General features: G+C 62.9%; 10 protein-coding genes and 1 pseudogene. 7 read left to right on the top strand and 4 right to left on the bottom strand.

From position 1 onward, the window contains the following. Positions 1-6: 6 nt before the first annotated feature. The 6 genes from ACIPSK_RS09450 (at position 7) to lpdA (ending at position 7,294) form a co-directional block, all read left to right on the top strand. Positions 7-1,215, top strand: coding sequence for an acetyl-CoA C-acyltransferase (locus ACIPSK_RS09450; protein WP_162117509.1), 1,209 nt, complete (start codon positions 7-9; stop codon positions 1,213-1,215). Continuing rightward, complete coding sequence (locus ACIPSK_RS09455) at positions 1,212-2,339, top strand: acyl-CoA dehydrogenase family protein (protein WP_162117510.1); 1,128 nt, start codon at positions 1,212-1,214, stop codon at positions 2,337-2,339. The genes ACIPSK_RS09450 and ACIPSK_RS09455 overlap by 4 nt, the downstream gene beginning before the upstream one ends. Before the next feature lie 65 nt (positions 2,340-2,404). Beyond that, complete coding sequence (locus ACIPSK_RS09460) at positions 2,405-3,637, top strand: 3-methyl-2-oxobutanoate dehydrogenase (2-methylpropanoyl-transferring) subunit alpha (protein WP_162117511.1); 1,233 nt, start codon at positions 2,405-2,407, stop codon at positions 3,635-3,637. A 1-nt stretch (position 3,638) separates the two neighbouring features. Continuing rightward, positions 3,639-4,652: an alpha-ketoacid dehydrogenase subunit beta gene (locus ACIPSK_RS09465; RefSeq protein ID WP_162117512.1), complete on the top strand. Its 1,014-nt coding sequence runs from the start codon at positions 3,639-3,641 to the stop codon at positions 4,650-4,652. 3 nt (positions 4,653-4,655) lie between these two features. After that, positions 4,656-5,891 carry a dihydrolipoamide acetyltransferase family protein gene (locus ACIPSK_RS09470; protein WP_162117513.1) on the top strand — a complete coding sequence of 412 codons (1,236 nt, stop codon included), beginning with the start codon at positions 4,656-4,658 and terminating at the stop codon, positions 5,889-5,891. A gap of 5 nt (positions 5,892-5,896) precedes the next feature. Continuing rightward, the gene (lpdA, locus tag ACIPSK_RS09475) at positions 5,897-7,294 is read left to right on the top strand and encodes a dihydrolipoyl dehydrogenase (protein ID WP_162117514.1); all 1,398 of its coding nucleotides are present in this window, start codon (positions 5,897-5,899) and stop codon (positions 7,292-7,294) included. Between the two features lie 130 nt (positions 7,295-7,424). Here lpdA and ACIPSK_RS09480 read toward each other — a convergent pair. Further along, positions 7,425-7,745: pseudogene (locus ACIPSK_RS09480) on the bottom strand (HEPN domain-containing protein); the annotation flags it as partial. 45 nt (positions 7,746-7,790) lie between these two features. After that, positions 7,791-8,858 carry a cyclic nucleotide-binding domain-containing protein gene (locus tag ACIPSK_RS09485; protein WP_162117515.1) on the bottom strand — a complete coding sequence of 356 codons (1,068 nt, stop codon included), beginning with the start codon at positions 8,856-8,858 and terminating at the stop codon, positions 7,791-7,793. A 160-nt stretch (positions 8,859-9,018) separates the two neighbouring features. Here ACIPSK_RS09485 and ACIPSK_RS09490 point away from each other — a divergent pair, with 160 nt between their 5' ends. Further along, positions 9,019-10,980, top strand: coding sequence for an elongation factor G (locus ACIPSK_RS09490; protein WP_162117516.1), 1,962 nt, complete (start codon positions 9,019-9,021; stop codon positions 10,978-10,980). Between the two features lie 81 nt (positions 10,981-11,061). Here the strand turns inward: ACIPSK_RS09490 and ACIPSK_RS09495 are convergent, their stop codons facing one another. Together ACIPSK_RS09495 and ACIPSK_RS09500 are read right to left on the bottom strand one after the other, a co-directional pair. Then, positions 11,062-12,621, bottom strand: a complete 1,560-nt coding sequence (locus ACIPSK_RS09495) for a gamma-glutamyltransferase family protein (RefSeq protein WP_162117532.1) — start codon at positions 12,619-12,621, stop codon at positions 11,062-11,064. Between the two features lie 72 nt (positions 12,622-12,693). Next, on the bottom strand, positions 12,694-14,175 hold the full coding sequence (locus ACIPSK_RS09500; protein WP_162117517.1) for an FGGY-family carbohydrate kinase: 1,482 nt from the start codon (positions 14,173-14,175) through the stop codon (positions 12,694-12,696). Positions 14,176-14,182: the final 7 nt, after the last annotated feature.

The raw sequence follows: 14,182 nt of genomic DNA on the forward strand, positions 1-14,182 counted from the left end.
GGAAACATGACATTGCAGGATCCCATCGTCATCGTCGGTGCAGCGCGCACCCCGATCGGCAGCTTTCAGGGAGAGCTGAAGGAGGCGACAGCGCCGGAACTCGGAGCAACCGCGATCCGCGCGGCGCTTGAGCGGAGCCGCGTCGAGGCCGCGGCGATCGAGGAGGTCGTCTTCGGCTGCGTGCTGCCGGCGGGGCAGGGACAGGCGCCGGCGCGTCAGGCGGCGATCCATGCCGGCCTGCCTTTCGCCACCGCGGCCAGCACCGTCAACAAGATGTGCGGCTCGGGCATGAAGGCGGTGATGATGGCGCATGACCTGATCGCCGCCGGCAGCGCCTCCGTGGCGGTCGCGGGCGGCATGGAAAGCATGACGAATGCGCCCTATCTCCTTGACAAGGCCCGTGGCGGCTACAGGCTTGGTCATGGGCATGTCGTGGATCACATGTTCCTCGACGGGCTGGAGGATGCTTATGACAAGGGGCGCTTGATGGGCAGCTTCGCGGAGGATTGCGCCGAGGCCTATCAGTTCACGCGCGAGGCGCAGGATAATTACGCCATCGCCTCGCTGACGCGGGCGCAGAAGGCGATTGCCGAAGGCTGTTTCGACAGCGAAATCGCGCCGGTCACGATAAAATCCGGTAAAGCCGAGCAGGTGGCGAGCCGCGACGAACAGCCCGGAAAGGCGAAGCTCGATAAGATCCCGACGCTGAAACCCGCCTTCCGCGAGGGCGGCACGGTGACCGCCGCCAATTCCAGCTCGATTTCCGATGGCGCGGCAGCCCTGGTGCTGATGCGCCGCTCCGAGGCGGAGCATCGCGGCCTGAAGCCGCTTGCCACTATCCTCGGCCATGCCACGCATTCACAGGCACCCAATCTTTTCGCCACGGCGCCGATCGGCGCGCTGCAGAAGCTGTCCGATCGCACCGGCCTGCCGCTCTCTGATGTCGATCTGTTCGAAATCAACGAGGCTTTCGCCGTCGTCGCCATGGCGGCGATGCGCGATCTCCACCTGCCGCATGAAAAAGTGAACGTGCATGGCGGCGCCTGCGCACTCGGCCATCCGATCGGCGCCTCGGGGGCTCGCATCCTGGTGACACTGCTTGCAGCACTGGAGCGATACGACCTGAAGCGCGGTATGGCCGCGCTCTGCATCGGCGGCGGCGAGGCGACGGCTGTCGCCATCGAGCGGCACGAGCGGGGAGGGCGGAACAGATGATCCTTTCCGACCTTCAGCAGCAGATCTCAGATCTCGCCCGCGACTTTGCCCGCGACCGGCTGGCGCCGGGGGCCGCCAAACGCGACCGGGAGCATCTCTTCCCACGCGAGGAATTGAAGGAAATGGGCGAACTCGGGCTGCTCGGCATGCTGGTGCCGGAGGCCTATGGCGGGTCGGATACCGGTGTGGTCGCCTATGCCGCTGCACTCGAGGAGATTGCCGCCGGCGACGGGCCGTGTTCGACGATCATGAGCGTGCATAGTTCGGTCGGCTGCGTGCCGATCCTGAAATTCGGGACCGAGGAGCAGCGGCAGCGCTTCCTGCCGAAACTGGCCAGTGGCGAATGGATTGGCGGCTTTGCGCTGACCGAGCCGCAGGCCGGTTCCGATGCCTCCAACCTGAAGACCCGGGCGCGGCGTAACAGTGATCACTACGTGCTCGACGGCTCCAAGCAATTCATCACCTCGGGAAAGAACGGTAATATCATCATCGTCTTTGCCGTCACCGATCCCGATGTCGGCAAGAAGGGCATCACCGCCTTTATCGTGCCGACGGATACGCCGGGCTACGAGGTGATCCGGGTCGAGGAAAAGCTCGGGTTGCATTCCACCGACACCTGCCAGATCGCCTTCAACAGCATGCGCATCCCGGCCGAGCTGAGGCTCGGTGCGGAAGGCGAGGGCTATCGCATCGCGCTCGCCAATCTCGAGGGCGGGCGGATCGGCATTGCGGCGCAGGCCGTCGGCATGGCGCGGGCGGCCTTCGAAGCGGCGCGCGACTACGCCAAGGAGCGAACGGCCTTCGGCAAGCCGATCTTTGAGCATCAGGCCGTTGCTTTCCGCCTTGCCGATATGGCGGTGCGGATCGAGGCGGCGCGGCAGCTTGTTTTTCATGCCGCCTCGCTCAGAGAGGCTGGGCTGCCCTGCCTGTCGGAAGCCTCGATGGCGAAGCTCTTTGCCTCCGAAATGGCCGAGCGCGTCTGTTCCGACGCGATCCAGATCCATGGCGGCTATGGCTACATGGCCGATTATCCGGTCGAGCGCATCTACCGCGATGTGCGCATCTGCCAGATCTATGAAGGAACGAGCGACGTGCAACGCATGGTGATCGCCCGCAATCTCTAAGCACCACATCCGGCCCTGCTTCCGGAGGAGGGGAGTAAGGCCGGCAAAGGGAGGAAAGAAAAAACATGGTGGATTCCGCTCGTTTGAGCCTGCATGTCCCCGAACCCGCCGTTCGCCCGGGCGGTCAGCCCGATTTTTCCAACGTCAAGATTGCCAAGGCCGGATCGGTGCCGCGGCCGGAGGTCGATGTCGCATCCGAAGATATTCGTGACCTCGCCTATTCCATCATCCGCGTTTTGAACCGCGAGGGCGAGGCGGTCGGCCCCTGGGCCGGGTCGCTCTCCGATCAGGCGTTGCTGACCGGACTTCGCAACATGATGAAGCTGCGTGCCTTCGACGCCCGCATGCTGATGGCGCAGCGGCAGGGCAAGACCTCCTTCTATATGCAGCATCTCGGCGAAGAGGCCGTCAGCTGCGCCTTTCGCAAGGCGCTTGGCAAGGGTGACATGAATTTCCCGACCTATCGTCAGGCGGGCCTGCTGATTGCCGACGACTACCCGATGGTCGAGATGATGAACCAGATCTATTCGAACGAGAGCGATCCGCTGCACGGCCGGCAGCTGCCGATCATGTATTCCTCCAAGGAACACGGCTTCTTCACCATCTCGGGCAATCTCGCCACCCAATATGTGCAGGCCGTCGGCTGGGCGATGGCCTCGGCGATCAAGAACGACAGCCGCATCGCCGCTGCCTGGATCGGCGATGGGTCGACGGCGGAGTCGGACTTCCATTCGGCGCTTGTCTTCGCCTCGACCTACAAGGCGCCCGTGATCCTCAACATCGTCAACAATCAGTGGGCGATCTCCACCTTTCAGGGAATTGCCCGCGGCGGCTCCGGCACCTTTGCCGCCCGCGGCCTCGGCTTCGGCATTCCGGCGCTGCGGGTCGACGGGAACGATTATCTCGCCGTCCATGCCGTCGCCCGCTGGGCGGCCGAACGCGCCCGGCGCAATCTCGGGCCGACGCTGATCGAACATGTCACCTACCGCGTTGGTGCGCATTCGACCTCCGATGATCCGAGCGCCTATCGGCCGAAGACGGAATCGGAGGCCTGGCCGCTCGGCGATCCCGTGCTGCGGCTGAAGAAACATCTGATCATCAAGGGCGCATGGTCGGAGGAGCGGCATGTGCAGGCTGAAGCCGAAATCATGGACGAGGTGATCGAGGCGCAGCGCCAGGCAGAGGCGCATGGCACGCTGCATGCCGGCGGCAGGCCTTCGGTGCGCGACATTTTCGAGGGCGTCTATGCCGAAATGCCGGCGCATATTCGTCGCCAGCGGCAGAAGGCAGGGTACTGACATGGCCAGGATGACGATGATCGAGGCCGTGCGCAGCGCCATGGACGTCTCGATGGCGAAGGACGACAATGTCGTTGTCTTCGGCGAGGATGTCGGCTATTTCGGTGGCGTTTTCCGCTGCACCCAGGGCCTGCAGGCAAAATATGGCAGGACGCGTTGCTTCGATACGCCAATTAGCGAATCCGGCATCGTCGGCACGGCAATCGGCATGGCGGCTTACGGGCTGAAGCCCTGTGTCGAGATCCAGTTTGCCGATTACATGTATCCCGCCTATGACCAGCTGACGCAGGAGGCGGCGCGCATCCGCTACCGTTCCAACGGCGATTTCACCTGCCCGATCGTCGTGCGTATGCCGACCGGCGGCGGCATTTTCGGCGGCCAGACGCACAGCCAGAGCCCGGAGGCGCTTTTCACCCATGTCTGCGGGCTGAAAGTGATTGTGCCGTCCAATCCCTATGACGCCAAAGGCTTGCTGATCGCGGCGATCGAGGATCCTGATCCGGTCATGTTCCTGGAGCCGAAGCGCCTCTATAACGGCCCCTTCGACGGCCATCACGAGCGGCCGGTGACGCCCTGGTCTAAACACGACCTCGGAGAGGTGCCCGATGGCCATTACACCATCCCGATCGGCAAGGCCGAAGTGCGGCGCGCGGGATCGGCGGTGACGGTCGTTGCCTATGGCACGATGGTGCATGTGGCGCTTGCTGCGGCCGAAGATGCCGGCATCGATGCCGAGGTGATCGATTTGAGAAGCCTGCTGCCGCTCGATCTCGATACGATCGTCAAATCGGTCTCGAAGACGGGACGCTGTGTCGTCGTGCATGAGGCAACCCTGACATCCGGCTTCGGCGCCGAAGTGGTGGCGCTGGTGCAGGAACATTGCTTCTATTATCTCGAAGCGCCGGTGGTGCGCGTTGCCGGCTGGGACACGCCCTATCCGCATGCGCAGGAGTGGGACTATTTCCCGGGTCCCGGCCGTGTCGGGCAGGCGCTTGCCGAAGTCATGGAGGCCTGAGCCATGGGCGAATTCATCATCAAGATGCCCGATGTCGGGGAAGGGGTCGCCGAGGCCGAGATCGTAGAATGGCATGTGAAGACGGGAGATCCCGTCCGCGAGGACATGGTGATCGCCGCCGTCATGACCGACAAGGCCACCGTGGAAATTCCGTCTCCCGTCAATGGCACCGTCATCTGGCTTGCCGGCGAGGTCGGAGACCGTATCGCGGTCAAGGCTCCGCTGGTGCGGATTGAGACGGCGGGAGATGTCGGCGAGGTGCAGCCCGTAGGGATTTCGCAGACGCCGATTGCCGAAACGCCCAAGGCCGAGATTGCAAAACCTGCGCCGGCAGCGCCAACTCCTGCGCCGGCGCCGGCGCCGGCGGAAAAGCCGCTTGCCGCTCCCTCGGTGCGGCTCTTCGCCAGGGAAAGCGGTGTCGATCTGAGACAAGTGCAGGCGACAGGACCGGCCGGGCGCATCCTGCGCGAGGATATCGAGCAATTCCTAAGCCATGGGACCGCGCCTGCAACGGCAAAGAACGGCTTTGCCAGGAAGACGGCGACCGAGGAGATCAAGCTAACCGGCCTGCGCCGCCGCATCGCCGAGAAGATGGTGCTCTCCACTTCGCGTATTCCCCACATCACCTATGTGGAGGAAGTCGATATGTCCGCGCTCGAAGAGTTGCGCGCCACCATGAACGGCGATCGCAGGCCTGACCACCCGAAGCTGACGGTTCTGCCCTTCCTGATGCGGGCGCTGGTAAAGGCCATTTCCGAGCAGCCTGACGTCAATGCCACTTTCGACGACGATGCCGGCATCATAACGCGCTATAGTGCCGTGCATATCGGCATCGCCACGCAGACGCCGGCCGGTCTGACCGTGCCGGTGGCGCGGCATGCCGAAGCCCGTGGCATCTGGGATTGCGCCGCCGAAATGAACCGGCTGGCGGAAGCGGCGCGCTCGGGTACTGCAACACGCGACGAGCTTTCCGGCTCCACCATCACCATCAGTTCGCTGGGCGCGCTTGGCGGCATCGTCTCGACACCCATCATCAATCATCCTGAGGTGGCGATCATCGGCGTCAACAAGATCGCCACACGACCGGTCTGGGACGGCACGCAGTTCGTGCCGCGCAAGATGATGAACCTCTCCTCCAGCTTCGATCATCGCATCATCGACGGCTGGGATGCCGCAAACTTCGTGCAGCGCATCCGCACGCTCCTCGAAACGCCGGCGCTCATTTTTATCGAAGGCTGAGGTCCATGAAAGAGATCGTCTGCAAGCTCCTCGTCATCGGCGCCGGTCCGGGCGGTTATGTCTGCGCCATCCGCGCCGGACAGCTCGGCATCGATACTGTCATCGTCGAGGCTGGCAAGCCGGGTGGCACCTGCCTGACGGTCGGCTGCATTCCCTCCAAGGCGCTGATCCATGCGGCCGAGGAATTCGAAGCGACGCAAAAGATGCTTGCCGGCAAGAACCCGATGGGCATCCGCGTCGAAGGCGCCTCGATCGATCTCGGCAGGACGATTGCCTGGAAGGACGGGATCGTCGGCCGGTTGACGAGCGGTGTTTCCGGGCTGCTGCAGAAGGCGCGGGTCAAGATCGTCCACGGCCGAGCCCATTTCCGCGACGGCAAGACGGTGGAGGTGGAGACGGAAACCGGCCAGCAGATCATCCGCGCCGAGACGGTGGTGATCGCCACCGGTTCGGATCCGGTGGAGCTTGCAAACTTGCCTTTCGGCGGCCGTGTCATTTCCTCGACAGAGGCGCTGTCGCTGACGGAGCTGCCGAAAAAACTCATCGTGGTCGGCGGCGGTTATATCGGGCTGGAGCTCGGGACCGCCTTTTCCAAAATGGGGTCTGATGTGACGGTCGTCGAGGCGACGCCACAGGTGCTGCCGCAATATGATGCCGAGCTGGTGCGGCCCGTCATGCGCAAGCTGACCGAAGCCGGTATCGGGGTATTGACGGGTGCCAAGGCGATCGGCCTTGCCGACAATGGCCAGGCCCTGATCGTCGAAACGGCTGATGGCCGGCAGCAGACCTTGCCGGCCGACCGCATCCTCGTCACTGTCGGCCGTCGTCCAAGAACCGCAGGATCCGGCCTCGAAGAACTCGATCTCGACCGTGCCGGTCCTTATCTGAGGATTGATGACCGTTGCCGCACCTCGATGCGCGGCATCTATGCGATCGGCGACGTGACCGGCGAGCCGATGCTTGCCCATCGGGCCATGGCCCAAGGGGAGATGGTGGCGGAAATCATCGCGGGCAAGAAGCGGGCCTGGGACAAGCGCTGCATTCCCGCCATCTGCTTCACCGACCCGGAGATCGTCAGCGCCGGCCTGTCGCCGGCGGAAGCGCGGGCGCAAGGCTATGAAATCCGCACCGGTCAATTTCCGTTCAGCGCCAACGGAAGGGCGATGACGATGCTGTCCGAAGAAGGCTTCGTGCGTGTCGCGGCGCGCGCCGACACCAACCTCGTGCTCGGCCTGCAGGCTGTGGGAGCCGGGGTCTCAGAGCTTTCGGCGGCTTTTGCGCTGGCGATCGAAATGGGGGCACGTCTGGAAGATATCGCAGCCACCATCCATGCGCATCCGACCCGCAGCGAAGCGGTCATGGAGGCGGCGCTGAAAGCTTTGGGAAGCGCTTTGCATATCTGAGTTGGGCCCGACCGGATATCGCTGTTCCGATCCGCCTGATCACTTACATATCGGCTTGTGCGCCGGGCATGTTGCCGATGAATTATTTTCGTCCGACTCTTGTTCGGTCGAACTCTCAAGTATTTCGCTATCAAGCGTTCCGCTTCAGCATTTCTAAATATTCGCAGCAAACCGTTTCGACCAACTCGAGCAGCAGAGCAGTCCGGTCTCCCAGCCAAGTGAGCGCTTCAACACTGATCTCGAAATGCTTCGGGTAACGCGCCTTCACATAGGCTTCGTTCAGCGTATTAAACCAGGCTCGTTCCTTGTGCTGATCGCGCAGGAAGGCTTCGGCCAGGCGACGCTCCTGCTCCTCGGCCAAAGAACGGAGGCACTTGATATTGTGCGATGGCGGGCCGTAACTGGTGAGGGTGAGCAGAACGCAAGAGAAGGCTTGTTCAAGCGACTGGTGCTGACCCCTACCGGCTGCGGCGATGCCGCAGCCATCAGGCTTGGATTATTCCTTCGGCGGCCCGCCCCGCCGCTCCAGCGCCGTCTTGCGGATGGTCTCCGCGATCTCCGGACTACTGCTCGACAACATCTGGAAATCCACGACGTAGAGCGACAGCAGCGATACCTCGGTTGCTGCGCTGACCGTCGCTGAGCGCGGTTCGCCGCTGATCAGCGCCATCTCGCCAAAGAAGTTTCCGGCACCGAGTTCCACTGGATGGTCGGGTGTCGCCACGGTGACCTGCCCTTCGACAATGAAGAACATCTGATCGCCAAAATCGCCCTTGCGGCAGATCACGGCACCTGCGGGGACAATGCGCGGTCGCAACGCCCGAACGATCTCGATCAGTGCAGCGGAACCAAGCTTCTGGAACAGGGGTACCGCAGCGACCAATTGCCAGTTGCGAACGAAGTCCTGGCGGCGAACCTCTTCGTAAAAGCCTGTGGCGAGGATGCCGGCCCAAAGTGCAAAAATACCGATCCCGCTCATCATCACCAATCCGGCCAGAACTCGACCTGCAAAGCTCTGGGGGATCTCGTCACCGTAGCCGGTCGTCGACAGCGTTACGACCGCCCACCACATCGCCTGCGGAATGCTGCCGAACCTATCGGGCTGGACGTCTCGCTCAATGATATAACCGGCCAACGCAGCGCCAAAAAGAACGATGCCGAACACCGATGTCACGCCAAGCAGATTGCGCGATTCATTCGCGACCACCTTTGCCAGCAGCCTGAAGAAGGTCGAGTCGCGTAGCGGCTTGAGAAGCCAAATGGCGCAATAAAGGTTTCGGTCGCGGGACCCGACGAACAAGAATGCAGCAGCCGGAACCAGAACCGCGAGCAAATCGATCAAGAGGGCCGGCATCCCGCCGGACAAGCGGTGTCGCCGTGAAAGCAATGTGCCGCTCAATTGGAGCACATAGGCCAGCCAAATTGCCGCAAGTAGCAGCTCAAAGACAAGCCTTTCCTGTCCAGTAAGGCCCTGCGTCGTCAGTGCGGCGACGACCAAGAGACCGATTGTAGCGAACAGCGCGTTGAGCGGCGTCGAAATCTTTGAGAACGGCACTGCCGACATTACATACTCCCAACTGCCCGGCATTCGTCGACAATAGATACCTTCGGGCGGCCATACGCAACGGAACGGGGGACTGATGCAATGTGTCTGGCGCCTTGCAGCGGTTCAGGGCATCCTATGATGGTTGAATATCGTGTTTATGGCAGTAGGAGGAATGCCGATGCGCTGCTTTACCGTGCTTGGACCTTCGCAGACCGGAAAATCAACAGTGGTGGAAAAGCTCGGCTCCCTGGAGGGAGCGCCGAGAAAATCCAGGTCCCCTTATGGATTGAATCTCACAGAATTCACCTTTGGAAACGAGGCGTGGTGTGCGCTGGATGCGCCAGGACCCAACGAAGCGTTGGTGCATGCACAGCACGCGCTTCTTGCCAGCGACGCCTGCATACTGTGCGTTTCATCGGCACCCGAGGAGGCTGTGCTCGCCGCGCCCTATCTGCGGATAGTCGAAGCCTCGGGGACGCCGTGCATCCTGTTCGTCAACCGGATGGACGAACCGAGAGGGCGGCTGAGGGATGTGATCGCCGCGCTTCAAGACTACACCAACCAGACCCTTCTGCTTCGCCAGATTCCGATCCGCGAGGGGGATAGGATCATTGGCAGTTGCGATCTGATTTCGGAACGGGCGTGGCGCTACCGGGAAGGCCAGACTTCGGCGCTGATCGCAATCCCCGAAAGCACCGCCGAGCGCGAGCACGAAGCGCGCAGCGAGCTCCTGGAACACTTGTCCGAATTCGATGACTGGCTTCTCGAGGAACTGATCGAGGACCGCGAGCCGCCCAGCGACGCGCTCTATGCCATTTCATCGCGGGTTCTCAGGGAAAACAAGATTATCCCGGTCCTGATCGGTGCCGCAAGTCACGGCAACGGCATGATGAGGCTGATGAAGGCGCTGCGCCACGAGGCGCCGCCGGTAGGGGTTCTTCGACAGCGCATGGCTCGTGCGGGCAATGTCGATGAAAACAAGCTGACCGCCGTGAGCTTCCATGCCTATCATCGTCAGAATATCGGCAAGACGGTGCTGGTGCGCGCACTTGGCGAGGGACTGCGGCAAGGCGCATTACTGGGCGGCTCCAGCCTCGGCGCCGTGCAGGATCCCGCAAACGGACGGTCCAGCTCGGCGATCGCGCCTGCACCGGGGGATGTCTTCGCAACAGTCAAGTCCGACCACTTGCCCGTCCCGTCGCTGTTGACATCACACGCGCCGGTCGCCTCGCCCGAATGGACCGAGCCACCTACGCCGATGCTTGAAAGGATCCTGGTCCCAGGCAGCGAACGCGATGAAAACAAGCTCTCCGAAACGCTGGCGAAACTTTCCGAGACGGATCGCGGTCTTGTCGTTTTGCAGGAGGAAGGCACGGGCGCCCAGCTCATCCGCGCCCAGGGCCCGGTGCATCTGCGCGATCTCTGCCGAACCCTGTCCGACGTCTTCCACATCGACGTAACCGATCGAATGCCCAGCCCGATCTACCGCGAGACAATCGCGAAGCCGTCCGAGGTTCACTACCGGCATCGCAAACAGACCGGCGGTGCCGGGCAATTCGCGGATGTGAAGCTGAGCATTCGCCCCAACGAGCGCGGCCGGGGCTTCACCTTCAGCGAAACCGTCAAGGGTGGCGTCGTTCCGCGCAACTACATCCCTGCCGTCGAAGCAGGCGCGCGCGATGCGATGGAGAAAGGGCCGCTCGGCTTCGAGGTCATCGATGTCGGCGTAACGCTGTTCGATGGTCAGTACCATGCCGTCGACAGTTCGGAACACGCCTTCAGGACTGCGTCGAAAATGGGAGTGCGACAGGCGCTTTCCGAAGGGTCGGCCGTTTTAATGCAACCGGTCTTCCGCAGCGAAATTCACATTCCGTCGATCTATTCCGGCAGCCTCGTCCAGATCGTCTCCGCTCTCAAGGGTCAGGTTCTCGGCTTCGACCGGGATGAAACCGCTAAGGGATGGGACATCTTCCGCGCACTTATTCCGGGCGGCGCACTTGACGATCTGGCGCGGGCGCTGCGCTCGGCGACGCAGGGCATTGGTTACTTTTCCAAGACCTTCGATCACTTCGAGGAGCTATACGGCAAGGAAGCGGACGCCATCGTGAGGGCACACGAGGAACCAGGCGTCGCACACTGAAACGTTCTCGCCACTTCATGCTCGTTCGCAGAGCCGGGCTCACGCCCGCCCTTACGTTTGAACGCGTCTCGCCGACGCAACTCATGCTCGGGAAGAGATCCCGATCGCCAATCCGTCGCCACGTGGATCATGCGCGCCGGTCGCCATGCCGTCCTCGTCGATAGCGATCACACCTGCCTGACCTGCAAGCGGGCTCTGCGCCTCGATCGGTGACAGCACGTGGCCTCGTGCGGCCAGTTCGGCAAGGACAGCTTCGCCGGCGTCGCTTTCCAGCTTCAGGCTGTCACGGCTGTCGGAAAAGGTCTTGCCGAGAAGAAAGCGCGGACCGGCCAGCGCGGCTGCCGGTTCCTCGTCGAAGTCGATCAGCCGGGTCAGCAGCATTGCCAGCGTCTGTGGCTGGCCGTCGGCGCCCTGTGTGCCGTAGAGCAGGGCGGGCTTGCCGTTGCGCAGGCCGAGGCCGGGATTCAGAGTATAGAAAGGCCGTTTGCCGGGTGCGATGGCGTTGACATGTTTGGGATCGGACGAAAAGGCGGCCCCGCGGTTCTGCCAGAGAATACCCGTATCGCCGACCACTACGCCGCTGCCCCAGTCGAAATACGTGCTCTGCAAGACGCTGACGCTGCCGCCCTCTGCGTCGGTTGCGGCAAAGAACACGGTGTCGCCGCTGTGAAAGGGCGCCGGCCATTCGAGCGCTCGTGCTGGATCAATGGAGGCTGCCGCCTGCGCAAGATGCTGCGCGCTCAGCCATTCCTCCACCGGCTGCGGCACGACATCGGGATCGGCAATGCCGCCGCGGTCGAGGAAGGCGCGTTTGACGGCTTCGACGCAGAGATGGAGATGATCGGCGCTGCCGGCCGTTTGGCTGGCAAGATCGAAATGGGCGAGAACGCCCATGATCGCCAGCGTCGACAGGCCCTGTGTCGGCGGCGGCGGCGCAAGCAGCTCGAAGCCGCGATACGAGAGACTGACGGGTACCACTTCGCGCGTTCGGGTTGCCTTAAGATCGTCGCTGGTCAGCGGAGAGCCCGCGGCCTGCAGGCCCGCAGCAATCCTCGTGGCGAGTTCGCCCTCGTAGAATGACCGCGGCCCGTCACGGGCAATCAGCGAAAGCGACAGTGCCAAATTCTCCTGCCGGAACAGGCTGCCCGTTTCCGGCGCCGCGCCATCCGGCATGAAAAGCGCGGCAAAACCCGGCCAGCCGGCTGCCTCCTCCTGTCGGAAGCCAAGCCAGAAACTCTGCGAGCGCGTAACAGGAAAGCCCGCTTTGGCATGACGGATCGCATTGGCAAGCAAGACTGGGAAATCGATCTTGCCGCCCCAGTGCCGCGCGGAATAGTCATGCGCGTGCCGCCAGGCATCGACAGCGCAGGCCGAGGTCAGCGCCGAAAGCGGTCCGCGCAGCGGAATGCTGCCGTCGAAATCAGGCAGTTCCCGCGCCGCTTGCCCGATGCCGAGAAAACATGTTTTCCGCCCGCTGCGATCGGCAACGATCCAGACGGAATCGCCGCCAAGCCCGCAGAAATGCGGGTAGACGACGGCAATGGTGCTGCCGATGGCGATCGCAGCTTCCAGCGCATTGCCGCCGGCTCGCAGGATCGCGGCACCCGCCTCGCTCGCCAGCGCATGCGGGCTTGTTATCATGCCGCCACGCCCGACTGCCTGTCTGGTGGAATCCCGTTCTGCCGGTGTCGTCACGCTCAAATCTCGCTGGGTCTATGGCCTGTAAAGCGCACGATAGGTCCGATAACCCCGATCATAAACCGCTGCATTGTCGGGATTGGGGAGGATCCTTTCACCCTGGCCGACAAAGGCGGTCACACCGGACCAATCCTCGGTCAGCCCCGCACCGATCGCCGCGGCCCAGGCGACACCGAGGCAGGAGCCGGGATGGCCGGTGAGACCCTGCAGTGGCTGCTGCAGCACGTCGGAAACGATCTGCATCCAGATCCGGCTCTGCGACCCCCCGTCGGAAACGATGAAACGCGTCGTCGGATGGCCGATGTCGTTCAGCACGTCGATATGATGGCGCAGCGCATAGGCGTAGGCTTCCAGCATCGCCCGCCAGAGATGGCCGATATGATGCGACAGCGTCAACCCGTCGATCAGGCCGCGCGCACCGGCATCATGGATCGGCGTCTTCTCGCCGAGGAAGTAAGGCAGGATCGTCAGCCCGTCCGCGCCGGGCGCGCATGCCGCCGCCAGCCGATCGAGATAGCGGTGCACGGATATTCCCTCCGCCTTTGCCGCGATCTGCTCGCGTCCGGCGAAGGTGCTGATGAACCAGTTGAGCCCCGAGCCGCCGGTCGACATGCAGCCGTTCGGCATGTAAAGCCCCGGCACCAGATGATAGTCGAGAAACATGCGAGGATCGGGCCGCACGACATCTGTTGCCGTCAGGATATCGACCGCGCCCCCGAATTTCAGCAGCACGTCGCCCGCCTTGTTGATCCCCGCGCCGAAGGCCGAGGCGATCATGTCGGCTGCTCCGCCGATGACAGGCGTTCCGGGTGCGAGCCCCGTCGCCTTGGCGGCGTCGTCGGTCACATGGCCAAGCACCTCATGCGACACTGCTTTCCCAGGAATGGCGTCCCGGCGAACTCTGGCAAGCCCGATCAGTTCGTCGTCGAGCTTGCCGGTGTTGATATCGACGAAGCCCGCTTCCAGCGCCCAGTTCTGCTCGATTGCCTTTTCGCCGGTCAGTTTCCAGTTGATGAAATCATAGGACCCCATGACTGTGGCAATGCGCTCGAAAACAGCGGGCTCATGCCGGGCGATCCAGCGCAGCTTCGCCGTCACCAGCTGCTGGTTGATGCCGTTTCCCGCCTTGGCAAGAAAATCCGCTTCATTCCATTCGGCCCTAAGCTCCTCGACCTCCTTGCCACAGCGCCCGTCGCTCTGCTGGAGGCTCGGCCTCAGCACGTAGCCGGCGTCATCAAGCAGCACGACCGCCGGCAGCATGCCGGTCACGCCGACGGCCGAGATTCCTCCCGCCTCGATCCCGGTCGTTGCAATCAGTTCCCTGGTGATCTCGCAGACATTCAACCACCATTCCGCCGGGTCTTCCTCGGCCCAGCCATGCTGCGGCGAACGAAGCGTCGATGGTCGTGAGGTGAGGCCGAGCACGCGGTTCGGCAGTTCGATCAAGATGCCGATGGTGGAGGTGGTGCCGATATCGAGGCCGAGCGTGATGGACATGGCAGTT

The organism is Rhizobium sp. LARHSG275 (assembly GCF_052871115.1).

Coding starts and splice junctions, on each gene's coding strand:
- ACIPSK_RS09455 (WP_162117510.1), top strand. CDS start 1,212: ATGATCCTTTCCGACCTTCAGCAGCAGATCTCAGATCTCGCCCGCGAC.
- lpdA (WP_162117514.1), top strand. CDS start 5,897: ATGAAAGAGATCGTCTGCAAGCTCCTCGTCATCGGCGCCGGTCCGGGC.
- ACIPSK_RS09485 (WP_162117515.1), bottom strand. CDS start 8,858: ATGTCGGCAGTGCCGTTCTCAAAGATTTCGACGCCGCTCAACGCGCTG.
- ACIPSK_RS09500 (WP_162117517.1), bottom strand. CDS start 14,175: ATGTCCATCACGCTCGGCCTCGATATCGGCACCACCTCCACCATCGGC.
- ACIPSK_RS09470 (WP_162117513.1), top strand. CDS start 4,656: ATGGGCGAATTCATCATCAAGATGCCCGATGTCGGGGAAGGGGTCGCC.
- ACIPSK_RS09450 (WP_162117509.1), top strand. CDS start 7: ATGACATTGCAGGATCCCATCGTCATCGTCGGTGCAGCGCGCACCCCG.
- ACIPSK_RS09495 (WP_162117532.1), bottom strand. CDS start 12,621: ATGATAACAAGCCCGCATGCGCTGGCGAGCGAGGCGGGTGCCGCGATC.
- ACIPSK_RS09465 (WP_162117512.1), top strand. CDS start 3,639: ATGGCCAGGATGACGATGATCGAGGCCGTGCGCAGCGCCATGGACGTC.
- ACIPSK_RS09460 (WP_162117511.1), top strand. CDS start 2,405: ATGGTGGATTCCGCTCGTTTGAGCCTGCATGTCCCCGAACCCGCCGTT.
- ACIPSK_RS09490 (WP_162117516.1), top strand. CDS start 9,019: ATGCGCTGCTTTACCGTGCTTGGACCTTCGCAGACCGGAAAATCAACA.